22 protein-coding genes are annotated in these 22,823 nt (G+C 55.0%); 11 read left to right on the forward strand and 11 right to left on the reverse strand.

The genetic code is table 11. The features are described from left to right. Nucleotides 1-118: 118 nt before the first annotated feature. Nucleotides 119-724: a DsrE family protein gene (locus C7434_RS10285; RefSeq protein ID WP_006120453.1), complete on the reverse strand. Its 606-nt coding sequence runs from the start codon at nt 722-724 to the stop codon at nt 119-121. A 745-nt stretch (nt 725-1,469) separates the two neighbouring features. On the opposite strand from C7434_RS10285, the gene C7434_RS10290 reads away from it, so the two are divergent. Then, nucleotides 1,470-2,933 (forward strand): M48 family metallopeptidase, encoded by a 1,464-nt coding sequence (locus C7434_RS10290; RefSeq protein ID WP_033740854.1) that lies wholly within the window; start codon nt 1,470-1,472, stop codon nt 2,931-2,933. Nucleotides 2,934-2,938: 5 nt separating this feature from the next. Next, entirely contained in the window at nt 2,939-3,286 is a 348-nt protein-coding gene (gene arsC / locus C7434_RS10295) for an arsenate reductase (glutaredoxin) (protein WP_006120455.1), read from the forward strand. On the opposite strand, the gene hda is transcribed toward arsC, so the two are convergent. The 3 genes from hda to upp form a co-directional block, all read right to left on the reverse strand. Beyond that, the gene (gene hda, locus C7434_RS10300) at nt 3,283-3,990 is read right to left on the reverse strand and encodes a DnaA inactivator Hda (protein WP_133745474.1); all 708 of its coding nucleotides are present in this window, start codon (nt 3,988-3,990) and stop codon (nt 3,283-3,285) included. The genes arsC and hda overlap by 4 nt on opposite strands. A gap of 94 nt (nt 3,991-4,084) precedes the next feature. Beyond that, nucleotides 4,085-5,374 carry a uracil permease gene (uraA, locus tag C7434_RS10305; protein WP_033740855.1) on the reverse strand — a complete coding sequence of 430 codons (1,290 nt, stop codon included), beginning with the start codon at nt 5,372-5,374 and terminating at the stop codon, nt 4,085-4,087. Nucleotides 5,375-5,530: 156 nt separating this feature from the next. Continuing rightward, nucleotides 5,531-6,157: a uracil phosphoribosyltransferase gene (gene upp, locus C7434_RS10310; RefSeq protein WP_013026702.1), complete on the reverse strand. Its 627-nt coding sequence runs from the start codon at nt 6,155-6,157 to the stop codon at nt 5,531-5,533. Nucleotides 6,158-6,376: 219 nt separating this feature from the next. On the opposite strand from upp, the gene purM reads away from it, so the two are divergent. Both purM and purN read left to right on the forward strand, forming a co-directional pair. After that, on the forward strand, nt 6,377-7,417 hold the full coding sequence (purM, locus tag C7434_RS10315; protein WP_033740857.1) for a phosphoribosylformylglycinamidine cyclo-ligase: 1,041 nt from the start codon (nt 6,377-6,379) through the stop codon (nt 7,415-7,417). Beyond that, nucleotides 7,414-8,052: a phosphoribosylglycinamide formyltransferase gene (gene purN, locus C7434_RS10320; protein WP_033740858.1), complete on the forward strand. Its 639-nt coding sequence runs from the start codon at nt 7,414-7,416 to the stop codon at nt 8,050-8,052. The genes purM and purN overlap by 4 nt, the downstream gene beginning before the upstream one ends. Before the next feature lie 28 nt (nt 8,053-8,080). On the opposite strand, the gene pstB is transcribed toward purN, so the two are convergent. Genes pstB through C7434_RS10335 form a run of 3 tightly spaced genes read right to left on the reverse strand, consistent with a single transcriptional unit; the run spans nt 8,081 to nt 12,588 of the window. Beyond that, nucleotides 8,081-8,848, reverse strand: coding sequence for a phosphate ABC transporter ATP-binding protein PstB (gene pstB, locus C7434_RS10325; protein WP_033740860.1), 768 nt, complete (start codon nt 8,846-8,848; stop codon nt 8,081-8,083). A 12-nt stretch (nt 8,849-8,860) separates the two neighbouring features. Beyond that, complete coding sequence (gene pstA, locus C7434_RS10330; RefSeq protein WP_033740862.1) at nt 8,861-10,495, reverse strand: phosphate ABC transporter permease PstA; 1,635 nt, start codon at nt 10,493-10,495, stop codon at nt 8,861-8,863. Then, nucleotides 10,492-12,588: an ABC transporter permease subunit gene (locus C7434_RS10335; protein ID WP_133745431.1), complete on the reverse strand. Its 2,097-nt coding sequence runs from the start codon at nt 12,586-12,588 to the stop codon at nt 10,492-10,494. The genes pstA and C7434_RS10335 overlap by 4 nt, the downstream gene beginning before the upstream one ends. 154 nt (nt 12,589-12,742) lie before the next feature. On the opposite strand from C7434_RS10335, the gene ppk1 reads away from it, so the two are divergent. The 5 genes from ppk1 to mgtE all read left to right on the forward strand — a co-directional run bounded on the left by ppk1 (nt 12,743) and on the right by mgtE (nt 18,814). Then, a complete protein-coding gene (gene ppk1, locus C7434_RS10340) occupies nt 12,743-14,803 on the forward strand; it encodes a polyphosphate kinase 1 (RefSeq protein ID WP_006120467.1) in 2,061 nt (686 codons plus the stop codon). Nucleotides 14,804-14,808: 5 nt separating this feature from the next. Continuing rightward, entirely contained in the window at nt 14,809-16,332 is a 1,524-nt protein-coding gene (gene ppx, locus C7434_RS10345; RefSeq protein ID WP_033740864.1) for an exopolyphosphatase, read from the forward strand. Nucleotides 16,333-16,334: 2 nt separating this feature from the next. Then, nucleotides 16,335-16,973 carry a tellurite resistance methyltransferase TehB gene (gene tehB, locus C7434_RS10350; protein ID WP_071988775.1) on the forward strand — a complete coding sequence of 213 codons (639 nt, stop codon included), beginning with the start codon at nt 16,335-16,337 and terminating at the stop codon, nt 16,971-16,973. 97 nt (nt 16,974-17,070) lie between these two features. Continuing rightward, nucleotides 17,071-17,256, forward strand: coding sequence for a YfgG family protein (locus C7434_RS22190; RefSeq protein ID WP_006120471.1), 186 nt, complete (start codon nt 17,071-17,073; stop codon nt 17,254-17,256). A 124-nt stretch (nt 17,257-17,380) separates the two neighbouring features. After that, entirely contained in the window at nt 17,381-18,814 is a 1,434-nt protein-coding gene (mgtE, locus tag C7434_RS10360; protein ID WP_033740865.1) for a magnesium transporter, read from the forward strand. Here mgtE and C7434_RS10365 read toward each other — a convergent pair. Together C7434_RS10365 and C7434_RS22195 are read right to left on the reverse strand one after the other, a co-directional pair. After that, nucleotides 18,811-19,320, reverse strand: coding sequence for a hypothetical protein (locus C7434_RS10365; RefSeq protein ID WP_033740868.1), 510 nt, complete (start codon nt 19,318-19,320; stop codon nt 18,811-18,813). The two genes, mgtE and C7434_RS10365, sit on opposite strands and share 4 nt — an antisense overlap. A 1-nt stretch (nt 19,321) precedes the next feature. After that, a complete protein-coding gene (locus tag C7434_RS22195; protein ID WP_072193737.1) occupies nt 19,322-19,582 on the reverse strand; it encodes a hypothetical protein in 261 nt (86 codons plus the stop codon). A gap of 190 nt (nt 19,583-19,772) precedes the next feature. On the opposite strand from C7434_RS22195, the gene C7434_RS10375 reads away from it, so the two are divergent. Then, a complete protein-coding gene (locus tag C7434_RS10375; RefSeq protein WP_033740871.1) occupies nt 19,773-19,952 on the forward strand; it encodes a hypothetical protein in 180 nt (59 codons plus the stop codon). Between the two features lie 98 nt (nt 19,953-20,050). On the opposite strand, the gene C7434_RS10380 is transcribed toward C7434_RS10375, so the two are convergent. Together C7434_RS10380 and C7434_RS10385 are read right to left on the reverse strand one after the other, a co-directional pair. Next, entirely contained in the window at nt 20,051-20,824 is a 774-nt protein-coding gene (locus C7434_RS10380; protein WP_054633337.1) for a DUF3750 domain-containing protein, read from the reverse strand. A gap of 86 nt (nt 20,825-20,910) precedes the next feature. Beyond that, complete coding sequence (locus C7434_RS10385; protein ID WP_133745433.1) at nt 20,911-21,225, reverse strand: hypothetical protein; 315 nt, start codon at nt 21,223-21,225, stop codon at nt 20,911-20,913. A 499-nt stretch (nt 21,226-21,724) separates the two neighbouring features. Between C7434_RS10385 and C7434_RS10390 the strand changes: the two genes are divergently transcribed. After that, complete coding sequence (locus C7434_RS10390) at nt 21,725-22,744, forward strand: alpha/beta hydrolase (protein ID WP_033740876.1); 1,020 nt, start codon at nt 21,725-21,727, stop codon at nt 22,742-22,744. The last annotated feature ends 79 nt before the right edge of the window (nt 22,745-22,823 follow it).

Raw genomic sequence — 22,823 nt, forward strand, 5'->3', positions numbered from 1 at the left:
CTCGTCAGTCGCCAATGAGATCGATCTCATTGGCGCTTACACTAAAGGCGTTTTATGACATGCACATCGCGGAAAGATGACGTTAAGGTGACAGCGGCGCGCACCGCCATCGCGAGACTTACAGCATCAAAAAGGCATAACCCTGGTTTTGCAGCGTGGCAACGGTGGTGCCGCTGGAGATCGTGTGGGTGACGCGCGTATCAATCCAGTCACGCTCGAAATGGTGAAACGCCACTGACTGATCGCAAATGGACACTTTCACGCCCGCCTTTTCCAGTGCGCTAATTAACTGAAGGTTAGGATTATCCACCCCGTATGCTTTATGAAACTGTTCATTATTCAGTGCGGCGGGAACGGCATCACTGTTAATTGACACGACGAAATTCAGTTTATCTAACGGTACACCTGCGGCGTAATAGAGATTCGTGACGCGTGCCACGCGCTCCAGCCCCAGATTAGGCCGACGAATATCGCCTTCACTGCGATTAATTTGAAAAACAATTTTATTACTGAGATCCGCTACCGTGCCGGGTTTATACGCGGGTGTATCCACATAATGTATTTTTCCATAGCCCTGAATGGCCGGAGTGCTCCAGTAATCACTGGGTTCTGTTTTACTGGCAAATTTACCGCTGACCTTGTCGACTAATACTGGCAACTGCATAACATTCCCGCCAATAAATCCCGCTACCGCCGCTACCACAATAAAGGCTGCTGGTCGCATCACTCACTCTCCTGCTGTTTAAATCTGATGTATACCGTGCTACCGCAACGTCGGCGGCTCCTGAAGATGACGGCGGCTTATCTATATCACAGTGGTACAACGCGGAGAGCAGCTGAAATTCTTAATAGCATTTTGTCGGGACGGCCATAAAATAAAAACGGAGCGTGATAAAAAGTATTTTTTATCGACCGTGTTTTTTCTTTCTTATTTAAGATGGTTCATAAAGCGTGTCACGGTTCCTGATTGGATAACGCGATTTCCTGGCGCTTCCTTGCCAGCCATAAATAGCCTGTCGGCAATAAAGGCATTTTCACCATCAATATTTTTAATTTACCTTTCTGATAATCGTTACGGTACAGGGCCTTTTTTTCAGAGAATACCTGGGAAAATGGCCAGTATGTTCAGTTTTTTTGTTGCTTTTCAGCGCGTCCGCCTTGTGGCTACCCGGCCCGCATGTCAGTCCGCGTGTATCTTTGTATTCGGCCCTTGCGTTTATGCCAACGTTGTCGGCCATTTTCATCCGGACAGGCTGTTATTCAGGCGCTTTGCAGATCATTGTACCGTCAAATTTTTTCGTCAGGTTTGAAGCATTATCACAATCCTGCCGCGCAGTGGGCGCGATAACGTCATTTCATTCTTCATGCCCTGTGGTTAAGATACGCAGAACGCCTCGCTATTCGTGGGTAAAACAGAACATATTAGCGGCTTACCTGTCCCATTCAGGGATTCATTACAGGATTCAGGCATGTTGAACCGGTTAAAAAAAACGCTGATTGCTGCGCTACTCCCTGCACTCACGTTATCCTGTCCGCTGACCTCGCAGGCGGATATCAGCGACTCCCTGCCGGATATGGGCACGACCGCAGGCTCAACGCTGTCGATTAATCAGGAGTTGCAGATGGGGGATTTCTATGTGCGGCAACTACGTGCCAGCGCCCCGCTGATTAACGATCCCCTGCTAAATCAGTACATCAATCAGCTCGGTCAACGGCTGGTTTCTCACGCGGACGCGGTTAAAACGCCTTTCCACTTTTTCCTGATTCAAAATGATGAACTTAACGCCTTTGCGTTTTTTGGTGGCAATGTGGTGTTGCACGCCGCGCTATTCCGCTTCACCGATACTGAAAGCCAGCTGGCCTCGGTGATGGCGCACGAGATCTCCCACGTGACGCAGCGCCATCTGGCGCGGGCGATGGAAGATCAAAAGCGCAATGCCCCGCTGACCTGGGTAGGGGCTTTGGGATCGATCCTGCTGGCGATGGCCAGCCCACAGGCGGGCATGGCCGCCTTAACCGGTACACTGGCGGGTACCCAGCAGGGCATCATCAGTTTTACGCAGAATAACGAACAGGAAGCCGACCGCATTGGTATTCAGGTTTTGCAGCGCGCGGGCTTTAACCCGCAGGCCATGCCGGACTTTCTGCAAAAACTGGCCGATCAGAGCCGGTTTTCTTCCAAACCGCCTGAAATTCTGCTGACTCACCCCTTACCAGACAGCCGTCTCGCCGATGCGCGCAACCGGGCAAACCAGATGCGCGCGGTGGTAGTCCAGTCTTCTCAGGACTTTTATCTGGCAAAAGTGCGCACGTTGGGCATGTATCCGACCGGCCGTAATCAACTGACCGATGAGTTACTGAACCAGTATGCCAACGGTAATGCACGCGAGCAGCTGGCTTCCCGGTACGGCAAGGCGGTGCAGTTTTTGCAGGCCAAAAACTATGGCGAAGCCAAAAGGATTGTGACGCCACTTTTGGCTAAGCAGCCTGAGAACGTCTGGCTGCTTGACCTGATGACGGATATTGATATCGGCCTGAATCAGCCACAGCAGGCCATTGCACTGTTGACCGCGACGCAGGCGGCTAAAACCAGCCCGGTCGTTCAGCTCAACCTGGCGAACGCTTATGTTGAAGCGAAGCAACCCGCCAATGCCAGCCGCATTCTGAACCGCTATACATGGACACACAAAGATGACACCAACGGATGGGATTTGCTGGCTCAGGCTTCAGCACAGCAGGGCCATACCGACGAAGAGCTGTTTGCCCGTGCCGAAAGTCTGGCCTTAAATGGTCAGATCGCTCAGGCCATCAGTGCCCTGAGCCAGGCCAGTGCCCAGGTGCCGCTGGGGAGCCTGAAACAGGCGCGTTATGATGCGCGCATCGATCAGTTGCGCCAGTTGCAGCAACGCTTTAAGCAATATCAGAAAGGATAAGCAGTATGGTGACGCTTTATCATAATCCCCGTTGCAGTAAGAGTCGGGAAACCCTGGCACTGCTGGAGCAGCGAGGCATCCAGCCGGTGATTGTGCGCTATCTGGAGACGCCGCCCGACAAAGCGACGTTGCAGATTCTGCTGCAGAAACTGGGCATGGAGAGCGCGCGTCAGTTGATGCGCCGCAACGAACCGACCTATACCGCCCTGGCGCTGGATCAGGCAGCGTTAAGCGAAAGCGCTTTGCTGGACGCGATGGTGGAAAATCCCATTCTGATTGAGCGGCCCATTGTGATCAATGGCGATCGGGCCCGCTTAGGCCGTCCGCCCGAGGCGGTACTGGCGATTCTTTAAAGCCCAAGCGTTTCTTTAACAAACGGGATCGTGAGTTTGCGTTGCGCACTGATAGAGGCGCTATCCAGACGATCCAGCGTATCAAACAGCGTGCGCATCTCCCGATCCAGCCGCTTCAGTAAAAACCGGCCGACGTCTTCAGGCAGTTCGAACCCACGCAGTCCGGCGCGAAGCTGTAAAGCCTGTAACTTATCTTCATCGGAGAGCGGCTGCAGACGGTAGATTTGCCCCCAGTCGAGCCGTGATGCCAGATCGGGTAAATGCAGGTTCAGCTGACGCGGGGGACGATCGCCAGTAATAAAGAGCCGGGTATTGCCGGTTTCCAGGATGCGGTTATAGAGATTAAAAATCGCCATTTCCCAGGCTTCTTCTCCCGCGATGCATTCGATATTGTCGATGCAAACCAGCGGCAGTTGTTCCATGCCGTCCAGCACCTCTGGAACAAACCAGGTGCGCTTATCCAGCGGTACATAGCCCACGGCTTCACCACGCGCGGACATTTCAGCGCAGGCAGCGTGCAGCAGATGGCTGCGCCCTCCTCCTTCGCGCGACCAGAAGTAGAGATAGCTGCCATGTTGTTGGCTTAGCGCCCCCTTGATCGCAGCGATCAGCGAGGGGTTTTCCCCCGGCCAGAAGCTGGCAAAGGTTTCGTTGTCAGGTAGATAGAGTGGCAATGACAATTGTGGCGGCGTGTTCAGAAGCACCTCAGCAAGCGAACAGGCAAAAATCGGGGGCAGTCTATCATAGTTTTTGCGAAGAGATGAATCGGGCGTCCCTGCCCGCGTCTTCAGGCCTTCATCATGACGATGTGTCGCGTGTCTCTTCTGCATCAAGCACCACTTCTTCCGGGCGCAGCAGGGAAATGACGCGGAAAATCAACGCCAGCGCAACGCCAACCAGCGTCGCCAGCGCCATCCCTTTCAGCTCGGCGGCACCGATGTGCACTTTCGCGCCGCTGACGCCAATGATCAGGATCACGGAGGTCAGAATCAGGTTTTGCGCTTTGTTGTAGTCCACTTTGGATTCGATCAGGACACGAATACCGGAGGCACCGATAACGCCGTACAGCAGCAAGGAGACGCCGCCCATGACCGGCACCGGGATCGCCTGTATAGCCGCTGCCAGTTTGCCCACGCAGGAGAGCAAAATCGCGAAAATGGCCGCGCCGCCAATCACCCAGGTGCTGTAAACGCGGGTAATGGCCATTACGCCGATATTTTCACCATAGGTGGTGTTTGGCGTGGATCCAAAGAAACCCGAAATGACGGTCGATAAACCGTTGGCGAACATGGAACGATGCAGGCCGGGATCACGGACCAGATCACGCTTAACAATATTGGCCGTGACCACAAGGTGGCCCACGTGTTCGGCGATCACCACCAGCGCGGCGGGCAGGATCGTTAACATCGCCACCCATTCAAAACGCGGCGTATAAAACGTCGGTAATGCAAACCACGGCGCACTTTCCACGCCGCGCCAGTCCACAATGCCCATAAAAGCGGAAAGCGCGTAGCCCACCAGCACGCCGATCAAAATCGGGATAATGGCCATAAAGCCACGAAATAACACCGAGCCAAAAACGGTGACGGCCAGGGTGAGCAGCGAAATCAGCACGGTTGTCCCGTCAGGCGCATGACCTTCAGCAGGGAGCAGGCCTGCCATGTTTGCTGCGACGCCCGCCAGCTCCAGACCAATGACCGCCACAATAGCGCCCATTGCAGCAGGCGGAAACATCACATCCAGCCAGCCGGTACCGGCTTTTTTGACGATCAACGCGACCAGACAGAACAGCACGCCGCAGAGAATAAATCCCCCCAGCGCCACTTCGTAACCCAGCGGCAGCAGGAGTAAAACAGGTGAAATAAAGGCAAAACTGGATCCCAGATAAGCGGGGATCTTGCCTTTACAGATAAACAGATATAGCAGCGTCCCGACACCGTTAAACAGCAGTACCGTAGCCGGGTTGATATGAAAGAGGATGGGTACCAGCACCGTTGCGCCGAACATGGCGAACAGATGTTGCAGGCTGAGCGGAATCGTTTGCAGTAATGGCGGCCGTTCGCTAACGCCGATAGCGCGACGAGTCATTAAAAGTCCCCTTGAGTTGATAGTCTGTTTTTGGTCAAAAAAAAGCCGACTCTCTGGTCGGCTGATGAAGGTTATTGGCTGTTGCGAAAAAAAGCGGCTCGGCCTGCGCCTGCAGGCTGACAGCAAGGTGCTGCATGAAGCCGCCTGAACAGGTCACTATTTGGTGCCGAAAATCTTATCGCCCGCGTCACCCAGGCCCGGAATGATGTAACCCTTGTCGTTCAGGCCCTGGTCCACGGAGGCGGTGTACAGCTCCACGTCCGGGTGCGCTTTCTCCAGTGCGGCAATGCCTTCTGGCGCAGCGACCAGCACCAGCACTTTAATGCTGCTGCAGCCGGCTTTTTTCAGGAGATCGATAGTGGCGATCATGGAGCCGCCCGTCGCCAGCATCGGATCGACCACCAGCGCCAGGCGCTCTTCAATGTTGGACACCAGCTTCTGGAAATAAGGTACAGGCTCCAGCGTTTCTTCGTCACGGTACACGCCTACCACGCTGATGCGCGCGCTGGGCACGTGCTCCAGTACGCCTTCCATCATGCCCAGGCCGGCACGCAGGATGGGCACAACGGTGATTTTTTTGCCTTTAATTTGATCAACCTGAACCGGGCCATTCCAGCCCTCAATGGTGACCTTTTCGGTTTCCAGATCGGCCGTGGCTTCATAGGTCAGCAGACTGCCCACTTCAGAGGCCAGCTCACGGAAACGCTTCGTACTGATATCATGCTCACGCATCAGTCCCAGTTTATGTTTGACCAGCGGGTGTTTAACTTCCACGATCTTCATTGTTGTTCTCCCGGAGTGAGTTGAGCTAAAAAAAAATCGCGGGATTATACCGCCTTTTTAACATCGCGCCACATGTGCTTGCGCAATCCACCGCATAAAATAAGGATTGATGAAAATTGTCGGGGACGCAATCTGAGACTCGCAAACGTTTGCCTGCGCTGATAGAATTGCCGCGCTTTATATTAAACCACCAACCGCAACTCGCGTGGGGACCTCGCAGTGACCGATAAGACCTCTCTCAGCTACAAAGACGCCGGTGTTGATATTGATGCTGGTAACGCTCTGGTTGACCGTATTAAAGGCGTAGTGAAAAAGACGCGTCGCCCGGAAGTCATGGGTGGACTAGGCGGCTTCGGTGCGCTTTGTGCGCTGCCGCAAAAATACCGTGAGCCTGTGCTGGTCTCCGGCACCGATGGCGTGGGCACCAAGCTGCGTCTGGCGATGGATCTCAAACGTCACGATGCCATTGGTATCGATCTGGTTGCTATGTGTGTTAACGACCTGGTGGTACAGGGCGCGGAGCCTCTCTTCTTCCTGGATTACTACGCGACCGGCAAGCTGGATGTGGACACCGCATCGGCGGTCATCACCGGTATCGCCGAAGGTTGTCTGCAGTCAGGCTGTGCGCTGGTGGGCGGCGAAACCGCTGAAATGCCGGGCATGTATCATGGCGAAGATTACGATGTCGCGGGCTTTTGCGTCGGTGTGGTTGAAAAGTCAGAAATCATTGACGGTAGCAAGGTTCAGGACGGTGATGTGCTGATCGCCCTGGGCTCAAGCGGCCCGCACTCAAATGGCTATTCCCTGGTGCGTAAGATTCTGGAAGTCAGCGGCACCGATCCGTTGGTTGAGCAACTGGAAGGCAAACCGCTGGCCGATCACTTACTGGCGCCGACGCGCATATACGTCAAAAACATCCTCAGCCTGATTGAGCAGGTGGATGTGCACGCGATTGCTCACCTCACCGGTGGCGGTTTCTGGGAAAACATTCCGCGTGTCCTGCCCGACAATACTCAGGCGGTGATTGACGAGAAAAGCTGGCAGTGGCCTGCCGTGTTCGGCTGGATGCAGCAGGCGGGCAATGTCAGTCGTCATGAGATGTATCGCACCTTCAACTGCGGCGTGGGCATGATCATCGCGCTGAGCCCGGCTGACGCGGATAAGGCCGTTGACCTGATGCGTGCTGCCGGGGAAAACGCCTGGAAAATTGGTGTGATTAACGCCTCAGACTCGGAAGAGCGTGTGGTTATTCATTCATGAAAAAGCTGGTTGTACTGATTTCGGGTAACGGAAGTAACCTTCAGTCCATCCTCGACGCCTGTGCAAACGGGCGTATTCACGGCAGCGTCGCTGCCGTGTTCAGTAACAAAACCTCCGCCTATGGTTTAGTTCGCGCGCAGGAGGCCGGGATCCCGGCAAAAGCGCTTGATGCACGTGACTTTAACGATCGCGACAGTTTTGATCGGCAGCTGATGCGTGAGATCGATGCGTATGGACCGGATCTGGTGGTGCTGGCGGGTTATATGCGCATTCTGAGTCCGGGCTTCGTGGCGCATTACTCTGACCGTCTGCTGAACATTCATCCGTCGCTGCTGCCGAAATATCCCGGTCTGCATACGCACCGCCAGGCGCTTGAAAACGGCGATAAGGAGCACGGTACGTCCGTGCACTTCGTGACCGATGAACTGGATGGTGGCCCGGTCATTTTGCAGGCCAGGGTGCCGGTGTTTGCTGAAGACAGCGAGGCCGAGATTACCGAACGCGTGCAGCATCAGGAACATGCCATCTACCCACTGGTAATTAACTGGTTTACCGAAGGCCGACTGACCATGCGTGAGGGAAAAGCCTGGCTGGATGGTCATCCCTTACCCGCTCAGGGCTACGCCCACGATTAATGCTCAGGGAGCCAGGCTCCCTGCCCTTTCAACCGTAACGCCCGGTGATGTAATCTTCCGTCCGGCGCACCTGTGGTGTGGTGAAAATCCTGTCTGTGGTGTCAAACTCCACCAGCGATCCCTGATGCATAAAGGCTGTGTAATCCGACACGCGTGAAGCCTGCTGCATGTTGTGGGTGACCAGCACCAGCGTGAAATGCTGCCTGAGCGTACTCATCAGTTCTTCGATCACCAGGGTAGAAATCGGGTCCAGCGCGGATGTTGGCTCATCAAGTAACAGGACGTCCGGCTCAATCGCAATAGCGCGGGCGATAACCAGCCTTTGTTGCTGCCCCGTGGAAAGCGTCAGCGCATTCTGTGCCAGCTGATCTTTCACCTCACCCCACAGCGCCGCCGCCCGGAGTGCCCGTTCGCAGGCTTCATTCAGTACGCGCTTATCGCGCACCCCTTGCAGCCGCAGTCCGTACACCACATTTTCGTATACCGATTTGGGGAACGGATTGGGCCGCTGAAACACCATCCCGACCCGGCGACGCAGCGCAGAGACATCCTGAGCAGGTCGCATAATCGACTGCTGATCCAGCAGAATGTCCCCTTCGATGCGGCAGCGATCAATCACGTCGTTCATACGATTAAAGCAGCGCAGCAGCGTTGATTTGCCGCAGCCGGACGGGCCAATCAACGCGGTGATGCGATTTTTAGGCAGTTGCAGCGAGACATCCTGAAGCACCTGGCGCTCACCGTACCAGAGCGACAGATGATCAACGGTTAGCGCAATATCAGTTTCGGGCATCATAGTCATCGTCAGTTATTGAGTCATCAGGCGATAGCGTTCACGCAGGCGGTGACGCAGGCCCATAGCTAACAGGTTCAGCAACAGAATAATGAGCACCAGAAGCAGCGCCGTGGCGAAAACCAGCGGCCGGTCAGCTTCGGTATTAGGGCTCTGAAAGGCGAGATCATAGATCTGAAAGCCCAGATGCATAAATTTTCTGTCGAGGTGCAGGTAGGGGAACACCGCATCTACCGGCAGTTCCGGCACCATTTTAACCACGCCCACCAGCATCAGAGGCGCGGTCTCGCCTGCGGCACGTGCCACGGCCAGAATCAGTCCGGTTAACATGGCCGGAACGGCCATAGGCAATACCACGTTCCAGAGCGTTTCTGCCTGGGTCGCCCCCAGCGCCAGCGAGCCCTGCCGAAGACTGTCGGGAATACGGGAAAGCCCTTCTTCCGTCGCGACAATCACCACCGGCAAGGTCAGCAGGGCCAGTGTCAGCGACGCCCACAGCAAACCGGGCGTACCAAATGTCGGGGCGGGCAAGGTGCTGCTGTAAAACAGTTGGTCCACCGTGCCGCCCACCAGCCAGACAAAAAAGCCCAGCCCAAATACGCCATAAACAATCGAGGGCACGCCCGCCAGGTTGACCACGGCGATGCGTACCAGACGGGTCAACGCGTTGCGTTCCGCATATTCATGTAGCCACAGCGCCGCGATAACGCCCAGCGGCATCACAACTACAGACATCAGCAGCACCATGAGCACCGTGCCAAATATCGCCGGAAACACGCCAAACTCGCTTTCCCCTTCGGCAGGCGAATCGCTAATAAAGCGCCACACCTGCTGGCAGAAATGCCCCATTTTTTGCGTCAGGCTCATCGCATTGGGTTGCCAGGCTTCCACAATCTGCGACAGAGGGATGCGGTGATCAGTGCCGTTCACATCGCGCAGAATCAGCGCATCACGCTGGCTTTCCGCTTGCAGACTGTTCAGCCTGTCATTGAGCTGAAGAAGGCGGCGTTGCAGCGCCGCCTGGTTGGCCTCGTATTCTGACTGCGCCTGCAAATCGAACTGCTTTGCCGCGCGCTGATGCTCAGCCTGATCGTCCAACTGGTCCAGTTGTTCATTCAACCGGGCAATATCGACCCGACGCATCTCGCTGGCCTGCTGCTCGATAAGCTTTACCTGTTCAAGGCGCTGTTGCAGAAGCGCCATAATGTCTTTTGCCGTAAGAACATCATTCTCTTCCAGCAGGCCGACAAACCAGCCATAGGCATTCCCCTGACTGCGCCGCTGCAGCACCATCACGTCGTCCGGCTGGCTGACAATCGGTGCCTGCTGACTCAGCACCGCCCGAAAGTCAGGCGCGGCCCAGTCCCGGTTGCCGGTCTTAATCAGATAGCGATGTACGTCGCCCGGTATGCCGTCTGACGCGGCGGCAGGTGCCGGATAATGCGATTGCCGCTCAAGCGTTTCGCCCAGTACACGGGTTTTGCTGCCATCAGGCAGTGTGAACTGATAGAGATCGACGGGATGGGGCCAGAACGCGCGCAGCCCCTGCCATCCCAGCAGCGCGATCAACAGGGTAAAGGCCAGCAAACAGACCGTCACGGCACCCGCCGTAAGCCAACGCCAGCGATCGTTTTGTCGTATCGCCTTCATGCCTGCTCCTTATACTGGCTAAAACGCAGGCGCAGACGCTGGCGGATAAGCTCGGCAACCGTATTGATCATCAACGTGAAGACCAGCAGCACCAGCGCACTTAAAAACAGAATCCGGTAATGTGCGCTGCCAACGGCCGCCTCAGGCATTTCAATCGCGATATTGGCTGACAGCGTGCGCAGGCCACTGAACAGGCCGCCTTCAGTTTGCGGCGTGTTCCCGGTGGCCATTAAGAGAATCATGGTTTCGCCTACGGCCCGTCCGAAACCAATCATCAGCGCGGCAAAAATGCCGGCCGACGCTCCCGGCAGCACGACCCGCGTCAGGGTTTGCCACGGCGTGGCGCCCAGCGCCAGTGAGCCCTGCCCCAGCGACGCCGGAACGCTGAACAGCGCATCTTCCGCCAGCGTAAAAATCATCGGCACCAGCGCAAATCCCATCGCCAGCGCCGCTATCAGCAGATTACGCTGCGCGTAATGCGGCAGCCAGTCACCGGCATCCGGCACGATAAGTGTGGGTAGCCAGAGCGTTAACGCCGCGACAATAAGCAGCACGGGCAGCAGCAGGATAACCTCATGGCCCGGCTGCCGCCAGCGGGCCGGTAAGCGGCGGGCCAGAATACCGCAGCCAAGCAGACTGCCCGCCAGCGTGACCGGCAGCAACAGAATTCCTGTTAATGCCTGACCGACATGGGGCGCTAACCATAATCCGGCAATCAGCCCAATCACCACACTGGGCAGCGCCCCCATCATCTCTATCGCAGGCTTCACCCAACGACGTAAACCCGGTGCCATAAACCAGGCGGTGTACATCGCAGCAGCCAGGGCAAGCGGCGTGGCAAAAAGCAGCGCCATACTGGCCGCTTTCAGCGTGCCCACCACCATCGGAATTAAACTGAACTTCGCCTGATAGCTGTCTCCGGCATTGGTGGACTGCCAGACCCAGTCGGCTTTGGGATAGTTTTCATACCAGATTTTTTGCCAGAAGTTACGCCAGGTCACATCCGGCCAGGGATTGGTCAGTTTAAGGGTTTCCCAACCTGACGATCGCTCCAGCAACAGGCTGTCACCCTGCGGCGAAAACTGCGCCTGCAGGATGCCGGGTGCTAACTGGTGTTGCAGAATGGGCCCATCCTGTTTGCTGGCAAAGACCTTAAGCAGGCCGGTTTGATCAAAGGTAGCGAAAACCCGGCGCTGCGCCTCACTGACGATCAGACCCTGTCCGGCGCTGTGTGCGAACGTGCGGATGGCGTGCAGGCGCAGGCCGTTATCGCCAGCAATGGAAAACCACTGCGTAATACCGTGACTGTCCTGAATTAACAGCGTTTGGCCTCCGGCCAGTAACTGCATATGTTGGGGCGCTTCCGGCAGCATCTGCGTTTCCCGCAGCCAGGCCCGCCCGTCATCGATTTGCCAGACCCGCAGCAGGCGGCCTTCGGTGGTGTACAGCAGGTCGCCTTTAGGCGAGAGCACCAGATGCGCAGGCTGCAGACCCGGCAGTTGGATGAGCGCAGCCTGGCGGTTAGTTTCCAGCGTTAACAGACTGACGCCCGCGTCAGTGAGCGCTGCAATCCGCCATTGATCGGGACGAAGTGTGGCGATAGCCATTTCTTTTACGTCGCCCTGGGGCAGACGAAAGCCGCTATCGCCCAACGGAAAATGCCATTCGCCTTCGCCTTTGCTTATCACCGGCTGCAACAGGGTTAAACTGCCCTGTGCGTTGAGCAGCACCGTATTGCCATCGGCGCTCGTTACCACCTGTTGCGGCGCGGGCGTCAGCATCAGCGCGGGCTCAGGCGGTTGGCCATTCAGCGGTATAAATCGTGCCTTGCCATCACGACTGATACGCCAGCCAACGCTGCCTTTATTACCAATGGCCAGTGCGGGCGATGCATCCCAGAGCCGCTGATGACTGAGACTGTGCACACCCGGTGCGCTAAACAACGGCAGGACCACCCAGAGCAACCAAAAGAACAGCAGCATCATCAGTAACAGAATAGCGACCCCGCAGCACGTGACGAGGCGCCGCGTGTAACGGTCAATAGCACGACGTCGGCGATCGCTAAACTGGACGGGAATATGGTTTACGCTCATGCGGCCCTGATTATGCGGCGAAAATGAGTCGCTATGTTGCCCGTAGCGGCTTGATAAGACAACTTTTGCTGTTGGACAAGCCTGCCATACTCTCGCCATAATGCTGATGGATACTGTAGCGTCGTCAGTCCTGCAACCGTCATACGGAGTGAGAATGGGTCAGGTAAAGCTTTATATTGAAAAAGAAATGAGCTGGTTGTGCTTTAACGAACGTGTTTTGCAGGAAGCGGCAGACAAAAGTAATCCGCTGATTGAACGTATGCGTTTCTTAGGTATTTACTCAAATAACCTCGACGAATTTTACAAGGTCCGGTTTGCCGACCTGAAACGACGCATCCTGATTGGCGAAGAGCAAGGCTCCGCCAGCACACCGCGCCACCTGTTGAAGAAGATTCAGCAGCGCGTCCTGAAATCGGATCAGGAATTCGATGCGCTCTACAACGACCTGTTGCTGGAAATGGCGCGCAATCAAATCTTTCTGATTAACGAACGTCAGCTTTCACCTAATCAGCAAAGCTGGCTGCGTCACTACTTTAAGCATGAACTGCGTCAGCACATCACGCCGATCCTGATTACCCATGAAACCGACCTGACGGAGTTTCTGAAAGACGATTACACCTATCTGGCGGTCGAGATCATTCGCGGCAGCGATATTCAGTACGCGTTGCTGGAAATCCCGTCAGACAAGGTCCCGCGTTTTATTAACCTGCCTGCGGAGCCGCCGCGCCGCCGCAAGCCGATGATCCTGTTAGATAATATCCTGCGCTACTGCCTGGATGATATTTTCAAAGGTTTCTACGATTACGACACGCTGAACGCCTATTCAATGAAAATGACGCGCGATGCGGAGTACGATCTGGTCACCGAAATGGAGTCCAGCCTGCTGGAACTGATGTCCTCCAGCCTGAAACAGCGTCTGACGGCAGAACCTGTGCGTTTTGTCTATCAGCGCGATATGCCGGATTCTATGGTGGCGCTGCTGTGCGACAAGCTGTCGATTTCCAACTACGACTCCGTGCTGGCAGGCGGACGCTATCACAACTTCAAAGACTTTATCGGGTTTCCTAACGTCGGAAAAAACAACCTGATTAACCGTCCGATGCCGCAGATTCGCCACATTGGTTTTGACGGCTTCCGCAACGGTTTTGACGCCATTCGTAATCGCGACGTCCTGCTTTATTATCCGTATCACACGTTCGAGCATGTGCTGGAACTGCTACGCCAGGCATCATTCGACCCCAGCGTGCTGGCGATTAAAATTAATATTTACCGCGTCGCCAAGCATTCCCGCATCATGGATGCGATGATTCACGCCGCCTATAACGGTAAGAAAGTGACGGTGGTCGTCGAACTTCAGGCGCGTTTCGATGAAGAAGCCAACATTTACTGGGCTAAGCGCCTGACAGAAGCCGGTGTTCACGTTATTTTCTCGGCGCCTGGCCTGAAAATTCACGCCAAACTGTTCCTGATTTCCCGTCGTGAAGGCGAAGAAATCGTGCGCTATGCCCACATCGGCACCGGTAACTTTAATGAGAAAACCGCGCGTCTGTACACGGACTACTCGCTGCTGACCGCCGATGCGCGGATCACCAATGAAGTGCGCCGGGTCTTTAACTTTATCGAAAACCCGTACCGCCCGGTGACGTTTGATCACCTGATGGTTTCTCCGCAAAACTCACGTCGGATGCTGTATGATTTGATCGATAACGAGATTGCGAATGCCCAACAAAAGCGCCCCAGTGGCATAACTCTTAAAATTAACAACCTGGTGGACAAAGGGCTGGTAGACAGGCTTTATACGGCCTCCAGCGTTGGCGTAAATGTTAATTTACTGGTTCGTGGGATGTGCTCATTGATTCCGGACTTGCCTGGGATCAGTGAAAATATTCGTGTGATCAGTATCGTTGATCGCTTCCTGGAACATGACCGCGTTTATATCTTTGAAAACGGTGGAGACAAGAAAGTGTTTCTCTCCTCGGCTGACTGGATGACGCGTAACATTGATTACCGTATCGAAGTGGCCGTGGCTATCCTGGATCCACAAATAAAGCAGCGCATTCTGGACATCATTGCCATTCAGCTCAGCGACACGGTTAAAGCGCGCGTGGTGGATAAAGAGCTGAGCAACCAATACGTTCAGCGCGGCAATCGTCGTAAGGTGCGGTCGCAAATGGCGATTTACGAATACATTAAGAAGCTGGAACAACCTGAATAACGCCTATGCCAATATCCCAAAAAAGTACGCCGAAACCTCAAGAGTTTGCGGCCATCGATCTCGGTTCAAACAGTTTCCACATGGTCATTGCCCGTGTGGTGGATGGGGCTTTGCAGGTATTGGGGCGACTGAAGCAGCGCGTGCATCTTGCTGATGGCCTGGATGCCAAAAATTACCTGAGCGAAGACGCCATGGAGCGCGGTCTGAACTGCCTGGCACTGTTTGCCGAACGCCTGCAGGGCTTTAATGCCAGCAACGTGACGATTGTCGGCACACATACGCTGCGTCAGGCGGTTAACGCTGAGACGTTTTTACAGCGCGCGGCAGAGGTCATTCCTTATCCAATAGAGGTGATTTCCGGTCACGAAGAAGCGCGCCTGATCTTTATGGGCGTCGAACATACGCAACCGGAAAAAGGACGCAAGCTGGTGATTGATATCGGTGGCGGCTCGACAGAGCTCGTCATCGGTGAAGATTTTGAGCCTCAGCTGGTCGAAAGCCGCCGCATGGGCTGCGTCAGCTTTGCCCAGCTTTACTTCCCTGGCGGCGAAATCAGCGTTGAAAACTTCCGTCGCGCCCGACTGGCCGCCACGCAGAAGCTGGAAACCCTGGCGTGGCAATATCGTCTGCACGGCTGGCAATATGCCCTTGGTGCTTCCGGCACCATCAAAGCGGCCTGCGAAGTGCTGCTGGCGATGGGCGAGAAAGAGAAGCTGATTACGCCAGAGCGACTGACAAAGCTTTATGATGAAGTGATCAAGCATAAATCGTTCGCTGCGCTGAGTCTGCCAGGCCTGTCTGAAGAGCGCAAAAGCGTATTTGTTCCGGGGCTGGCGATTCTTTGCGGCGTGTTTGATGCGCTGGCGATTCGTGAACTGACCCTGAGCGATGGCGCGCTGCGTGAAGGCGTACTTTATGAGATGGAAGGCCGTTTCCGCCATCGGGATATTCGCAGCCGCACCGCTCAGAGCCTGGCGAATCACTATGCCATCGACAGCGACCAGGCGCGTCGAGTGCTGGAAACCACCGAGCAGCTCTATCTGCAATGGCGCGACCAGAATCCCAAACTCGCGAATCCTCAGCTGGCGGCGCTATTGAAATGGGCGGCGATGCTGCACGAAGTCGGCTTGACGATCAACCACAGCGGCATGCAACGCCACTCAGCCTATATTTTGCAGAACACCAACCTGCCGGGGTTCAACCAGGATCAGCAGATGCTGCTGGCAGCACTGGTCAGATTCCACCGTAAAGCCGTCAAAGTGGATGAACTGCCTCGCGTCACGCTGTTTAAGAAAAAACAGTTTCTGCCGCTGATATTCCTGCTGCGCCTTGGCACCTTACTGAACAACCAGCGCCAGGCGACTACACGTCCTGACGCGTTAACGCTGACCTGTGATGAGGGCCACTGGACGCTTACCTTCCCGGCGGGCTATTTCAGTCAAAATAACCTGGTCCAGCTCGATCTGGAGCGTGAGCAAAACTACTGGAATGAGGTCACCGGCTGGAAGCTGATTCTGGCAGAAGCCTGATTGTGCGGGCACTTGCTGCCCGCATTACCGAACGGATAATCATGACATTGCGAACCGATAACTATTTTTCAGAAACCTATGGCTTAACCCCTGTGCACTCGGAGGTGGCCGAGGCGCTGCCTAAACTGACACCAGGAAAAGCGCTTGATCTGGGGTGCGGAAGCGGACGTAATACGCTGTTCCTTAACCAACATGGTTTTGACGTGACGGCCTGGGATCACAATCCCGCCAGTCTGGAACGGCTCAATCAGATCATCGCCGCTGAAGGGCTGACCGGCATTCATACGGCGCTGCAGGATTTAAATCAGGTGCGTTTTAACGGGGCCTGGCAGGTGGTCATCTCGACGGTGGTCATGATGTTTTTGCAACCGGCCACCATTCCCCAGCTCATCGCGGATATGCAAGCCTGTACCGTGAAAAATGGCTTTAACCTGATTGTGGCCGCGATGAATACCGAGGATGCGCCCTGTCCGTCTGACTTCCCTTTCGCGTTTAAATCCGGTGAGTTAAGCCATTACTACCGCAACTGGCACATTGTGAAATACAACGAAAACTGGGGACAGCTACATCGCAAAGATGAAAACGGCAACCGGATTAACTGCCGTTTTGCGACCCTGCTGGCCCAGAAAGCCAGCTATTGACCCGTTGTGTTTTTTTTAAACAGCGGTTGATTTACCCGGGCGACTGTGACTAAATATTGCTGTCGCCCGGTCTGGGTTATTACAGGAATTTCTTTGCGTGAACAGCGCCCTTTCTCCCCGAAGACGTAAAAAAAGCGTCAGCATGACGCGGGTTGTTTTACTCATCAGTTTTATCATTCTGTTTAGCCGTCTCGTTTTTATCCTGCCTGCGGCCTTCGAGCATCATCAGCAAAAGCAAACTGAATCCGCGCCTGCTATCCCGACGCTTTCCAGCAGTCGTTAATCCCTTACAGGCTTTTCGCTGACACATCCGCGCGCATTCCCGCCTGCGGGACGATTTTTTGCCTCCCTTTTTCAGTCAAAACGCTACACTTCGTGCAGGTGCTTTCAGACTAAAGGGATGCAATGTGTCTGCCTCACACACTCAACGTTTAAATGAAATTCGTCATCGTATTCTGACGCTGCTGCTCAATGAGCAGGGTCTCAGCGAGACACTACGGAATAAAGCCGGTCATCTCTCGCCTGAGCAGCAACGTGAAAATGTGATACATCGGGAAATTCTGCAACAAGACATCGACCAGCTCCATGCGGCTGACCTGGCCGACATCCTTGAAGCGTTGCCTGAAGAAGCCCGCCTGGCGCTCTGGAGCCTGGTGCCGCCGGAAAAACGCGGCCATGTGCTGGTTGAAGCGTCAGAAACCGTCTGGGACAGCCTGACCGACGAGATGAGCGACCGCGATATTCTCCAGGCTATCGCGCCGCTGGATATTGACGACCAGGCCTGGCTGGTGCGCTATCTGCCGCGCGGCCTCACCGGGCGCTTACTGACCTCCCTGGAGCCCAAACTACGGGCGCGTATTCTGAGCGTGATGAAGTTTGACCGCGATCGCGTGGGTCGGGTGATGGACTTCAATATCCTCACTGTACGCGAGGACGTCACGCTGGCGACCGTGCAACGGTTTTTACGCAAAGGCAAAAGCATGCCCGATGGCACGGACAAAATCTTCATTACCAATGAACAGAATCAGCTGCTCGGCGAACTGCTGTTGACGGATATCCTGCTGAATAAACCCAAAACCCTGGTGAGCGAGGTGATGAATCCCCATCCCACCACCTTTCAACTGGACGATAAAGCCGAAGACGCCGCCAGTGCCTTTGAACGCTATAACCTGATTTCCGCAGCGGTGACGGACGCCCAGGGCAAGCTCATTGGCCGTATCACGATTGAAGATGTGGTCGACCTGGTAAACAAAGAAAACGAAAGCAACATCCGCAAAATGGGCGGGATCAGCCAGGAAGAGGATGTCTTTGCTCCGGTCCGTAAGTCGGTGCGAAATCGCTGGGCCTGGCTGGCCATCAACCTCTGCACAGCCTTTATCGCTTCCCGCGTGATTGGGCTGTTTGAGGGCACTATCTCACAGATTGTCGCACTTGCGACTTTAATGCCGATTATCGCCGGCATCGGCGGCAATACCGGTAACCAGACCATTACCATGATTGTCCGCGCCCTGGCGCTGCATCAGGTTGAACCGGGCAACTTCTCGTTTCTGTTTAAGCGAGAAATTGGCGTCGCCCTGATTAACGGCCTGTTCTGGGGCGGGATTATGGGTGCCATCACCTGGCTCATGTACAGCAATATGGCACTAGGCGGCGTGATGATGCTGGCGATGGTGTTGAATCTTTTGCTGGCAGCCATCATGGGCGTGATGGTGCCGCTGGTAATGACCAAAATGAAACGCGATCCCGCCGTGGGCTCCAGCGTTCTGATTACGGCCATTACCGATACCGGTGGCTTTTTTATTTTCCTGGGCCTGGCGACGCTTTTCCTGTTGCCGCACTAGGGCTTAGTTTTTTGGTAACCGTAGCGCTGCACGGAACCCAACACGTTAAGCCGACGGGTTACCTGCGCCAGTTCGCAGGTGACCGCGGGTAGCTGGTAGTGATTGCGCTGCCCCAGCCACTCCAGCACGTCGGCTAAATGCCAGATAGCAGTTTTGCCATCATGCACCGGCAGCGGAAACTGTTTGCTGTGCGTCAGCATCAGTTTGCGCATATTTTGACGCGACACGCCAATAAGGTCAGCCACATCGGTTAAGCCGACAAAGTCCGGTGCCGCTTCGATCATGACCGCGCCAGGAATGGCAACCTGTACATCCCGGATCGCACTGTCGATCGCATCGCTGGCCGACATCGCCTGGCGGGTAAACTCCAGCGCCAGCTTGCCAGCGGTTCCCGCGCCCACCAGCGCATCATCGCATCCTGCCTCGGCCAGTTTTTCCAGTAGTGTATCAATGGATGCTGGCGTTTCAGGCAGTGCAAACCGCAAGGTGAAACAGTATTCCGTCATGTTAATGCCCTCGCTTGCGTTTTTTTATCTCACTACAGTTATCTACGACGCGCCGCAATGCTTTTGCATGGTTCGTCGCGCTTTTTGGTGTGTGCCAGATACAGGTCAGACAAAATTCCCCACACCGGCATGTCTCAAGATTTGAGGGGCAATACAGCTTTCCCCATGCATGATGACCGGAGGCAATAACCCGCCATCCGTAAGATTCTGCGTAACGTAATGCTGCCTCAATCTCTTTATTCGGGTGCCGCTTTCTGTCCACCATGGCGCGTAGCATTCCTTATATTTTTACGGTTGTCAACTGACAACCTTGCGGTATTTTTGTGATGTGTGGACAGGATGCGAGCAGTCGGACGGCAGGTAAAACGGGTTGTGTCTAAAATGGAAAAGGCCGCGCAAAAAATGCGAGGCTGCGATGCCAGACATAACCATCAGAAAACAACGGAGGAAATATGTTTAACCCTGATGACCTGGTTCAGTCGAAAACGGGCGGTCCTAAAATGGTCGTGCTGCGTGCAGAAGGCGACACGCTTTGGTGCGCGCGCGTAGATGATGCCAGCAAAAAGGAAATTGAAATTAAAGCAGACAGCGTGAATCTTTATCACGAAGATGGTGATTTCGGCGTCTGCTGACCGTTTCTGCCGGGACGCGCTAACCTGTGGGCCGTTAGCGCGTCAGGGTAGACGAGGGCAGGACGTCAATGCGCCCGACGCCTCACCCTGGCCGGCAATCAGGGATGATCATGTTGCAGGTTGTTATGCCCTACACCGCCGATAAAAGGCAGGCGCAGCTGAAACGGCGCAAATCCGACGCCAGCACTCAGCCCTAACAGATTAAACTCAACGCCCTCTTGCACGCCGATCGTTACGCCCGCCACGCCAAGCAGGGACAGTTGAACCCCGCGACCTGAAGGCGGTAAGCCAACCGGACGCCATAATGGCCGATAGTCTTTCCCCAGAGCGTTAGCAGGCAGATTCAGTTTCAGCGCGGGCACATTGCGCCCAATGTGCGCCATAAAAGTATTACTGTTCGGTCCGGGCCAGGCATGATAGGTCGTGGGCCAGGGATAGGTTTTGATGGCGGCTTCAATCTGCGGAATCAGGTTCTGCGCTTCAGGGCCACGGTGCTCCACCAGCAAACGCGGTTTTGCACCGTACCAGTAACCATCTGGCAAAGAGGCATTGCGCCTTACCTTATCGCCACTGCCCCAACTGATGACTTCATAACGCGTATAGCGGGTTTCACCTGCGCGTTTAAAAATAATCCACGGATGCACCGCAACGGCACCCTTCCAGCCATAGGTCGGCGCGGCATAAACCTGAATGATGGCCTGACTGGCGTTAACATGCGGATCGGGAGCGAGCCCTGCCGAATCCCGCCGGGCAGTCGCCCAGCCGCCCTGATTCAGGGCATCAGCGCCGCGCGTCGCCTGCGCCAGACTGGCCGCGAGCGACAGCACAATGACGGTAAGAAAGCAGAGACAAAAAATTTTCAGGGTCAGCATGAGGGTTCCCGGGGATCAGAGACAGGCTGTTATAGTGCAATAAAGCACCGGCTTTGACTTCACTTCGCCTGCGGCGGCATGACACGTTAGCTGCCCCTGGCACGGTAATGTGAATACAGTTGCCTAAAGAAGGCTGCGGTGCGTAGCATCATGAGCATCGCCCCCAGCGGCAGGCTATACAGACTGAACCAGCCTGAAACGCCCATCCTGTAAAGGAGCTGGCCGGTATCGTATCCCAGAATAAAGCAGGGATACGCGCGGCTCTCATTCAGCGGACAACCGGCCACACTGGCAACCTGCCCTGCCGTAAGCGCGATGATCAGCGGCGAGCATCCCATTAACGCATAAATCAGCATTTCTGCGCTGAAACGCATGGCAAGGTGACGCAAAGGTTTTTGCACGGTTTTCCTCCCCGGTTACGCCAGTGCGCTAAGGGGACTGACCGCTAGCCTGATCCGCAATGCGCTGCAACCAGTCCCGGTAGCGCGGTTGTGCTTCTGGCAAAAGCAGTTTACCGAGCGCGTCAGCCTCCCCCTCGACACCGAACATTTTCCATATCAGCAGCGCAAGCGCGGCTGTTGCACTGCCCTGATTTAACTCGGCTCGATCAAGACGTACCAATAATGGATAGCCTGTTCGCGAACGTAGCGGCTTCAACATGAGTGTAGCGCGCAAAAAAAGCAGGTGTTAAATTATCACCCACCGTTTTAAGCCACTAATAAACAGAGTTATTTTTTATTCCGCCCCCGCTATTTGGCGCTGTTTTGGCGCGTTCATCCCACCGTGAGACAGTAAAAATTTAGATCGCTCACTATTTAGTTGTTTACAAGATGATAATTCACTGGCATTGTAGCCAAACTAAATAGCACACTACTTAATAGCAAACACAAGGAAACCCCAATGAAAGTGAAACTCACCGCAGGTGCTTTACTGTTAGCCAGCCAGATGACATCAGCATGGGCCAGTCCGGTCGAAAACGCACCGGAGCCCACCGTTGGCGTGGCGGCATTTCTTCACGCGCTTAACAGTAGCGGCGGAAAACCGATTGAAACCTTATCCCCTAAAGAAGCCCGTGCGGTACTTACAGGGGCGCAGAAAGGTGCCACGCTGCCGCCTGCACAGATTTCTGAAAAGACCATTACGGCACTGGGTAAACCGCTGACGCTGACAATAGTCAAACCAGCCCATGCCGCTGGCGTACTGCCTGTGTTTATGTTTTTCCACGGCGGTGGCTGGGTGCTGGGTGATTTTCCGACACATGAACGTCTGGTACGCGATCTCGTGAATGAATCCGGTGCTGCGGCCGTGTTTGTAAACTACACGCCTTCGCCGGAAGCGCACTATCCGGTCGCCATTACCCAGGCTTACGAGGCAACAAAATGGGTAGCCGAACACGGCGCTGAAATTGGGGTGGACGGTAAGCGCCTGGCTCTGGTGGGGAACAGCGTAGGCGGAAATATGGTTGCCGCCGTTGCGCTGCAGGCTAAGCAGAATAAAACCCCGGCTATTCGCTACGATGTAATGCTGTGGCCTGTCACCGATGCAAACTTTGACGATGCTTCTTATAAGCAGTTTGCCAATGGCTACTTCCTGACCCGTAACATGATGAAGTGGTTCTGGGACAACTACACCACCTCAGAAAAAGATCGGAACAGCATTCTGGCCTCGCCGCTGCGCGCAACCAAAGAAGAACTGGCGGGTTTACCGCCGACGCTGATTCAGACCGCCGAACTGGATGTCCTGCGCGACGAAGGGGAAGCGTTTGGCCGTAAACTGGACGCGGCCGGCGTGCCGGTAACCGTTACCCGCTACAACGGCATGATCCACGACTTTGGTTTGCTGAATGCCCTGAGTAAAGAGCCAACGGTACGCACAGCGATAAGCCAGGCGTCCGTGGAGCTGAAGGAACATCTTAAGTAAGCATTGCCCGACCGGGGAGGTGCGTCTCCTTCTCTCCGGCAGAAATACTGTTAATAAAATCAGCCGGATAACGCCGGCT

Source organism: Pantoea sp. PNA 14-12, assembly GCF_004364735.1.
Lineage (GTDB): Bacteria > Pseudomonadota > Gammaproteobacteria > Enterobacterales > Enterobacteriaceae > Pantoea > Pantoea stewartii.

What these genes read in the sequence shown, in the direction of transcription:
- C7434_RS10285 (WP_006120453.1), bottom strand. Translation starts at nt 724, where the DNA reads ATGCGACCAGCAGCCTTTATTGTGGTAGCGGCGGTAGCGGGATTTATT.
- C7434_RS10290 (WP_033740854.1), top strand. Translation starts at nt 1,470, where the DNA reads ATGTTGAACCGGTTAAAAAAAACGCTGATTGCTGCGCTACTCCCTGCA.
- arsC (WP_006120455.1), top strand. Translation starts at nt 2,939, where the DNA reads ATGGTGACGCTTTATCATAATCCCCGTTGCAGTAAGAGTCGGGAAACC.
- uraA (WP_033740855.1), bottom strand. Translation starts at nt 5,374, where the DNA reads ATGACTCGTCGCGCTATCGGCGTTAGCGAACGGCCGCCATTACTGCAA.
- upp (WP_013026702.1), bottom strand. Translation starts at nt 6,157, where the DNA reads ATGAAGATCGTGGAAGTTAAACACCCGCTGGTCAAACATAAACTGGGA.
- purN (WP_033740858.1), top strand. Translation starts at nt 7,414, where the DNA reads ATGAAAAAGCTGGTTGTACTGATTTCGGGTAACGGAAGTAACCTTCAG.
- pstB (WP_033740860.1), bottom strand. Translation starts at nt 8,848, where the DNA reads ATGATGCCCGAAACTGATATTGCGCTAACCGTTGATCATCTGTCGCTC.
- pstA (WP_033740862.1), bottom strand. Translation starts at nt 10,495, where the DNA reads ATGAAGGCGATACGACAAAACGATCGCTGGCGTTGGCTTACGGCGGGT.
- C7434_RS10335 (WP_133745431.1), bottom strand. Translation starts at nt 12,588, where the DNA reads ATGAGCGTAAACCATATTCCCGTCCAGTTTAGCGATCGCCGACGTCGT.
- ppk1 (WP_006120467.1), top strand. Translation starts at nt 12,743, where the DNA reads ATGGGTCAGGTAAAGCTTTATATTGAAAAAGAAATGAGCTGGTTGTGC.
- ppx (WP_033740864.1), top strand. Translation starts at nt 14,809, where the DNA reads ATGCCAATATCCCAAAAAAGTACGCCGAAACCTCAAGAGTTTGCGGCC.
- C7434_RS10365 (WP_033740868.1), bottom strand. Translation starts at nt 19,320, where the DNA reads ATGACGGAATACTGTTTCACCTTGCGGTTTGCACTGCCTGAAACGCCA.
- C7434_RS10375 (WP_033740871.1), top strand. Translation starts at nt 19,773, where the DNA reads ATGTTTAACCCTGATGACCTGGTTCAGTCGAAAACGGGCGGTCCTAAA.
- C7434_RS10380 (WP_054633337.1), bottom strand. Translation starts at nt 20,824, where the DNA reads ATGCTGACCCTGAAAATTTTTTGTCTCTGCTTTCTTACCGTCATTGTG.
- C7434_RS10390 (WP_033740876.1), top strand. Translation starts at nt 21,725, where the DNA reads ATGAAAGTGAAACTCACCGCAGGTGCTTTACTGTTAGCCAGCCAGATG.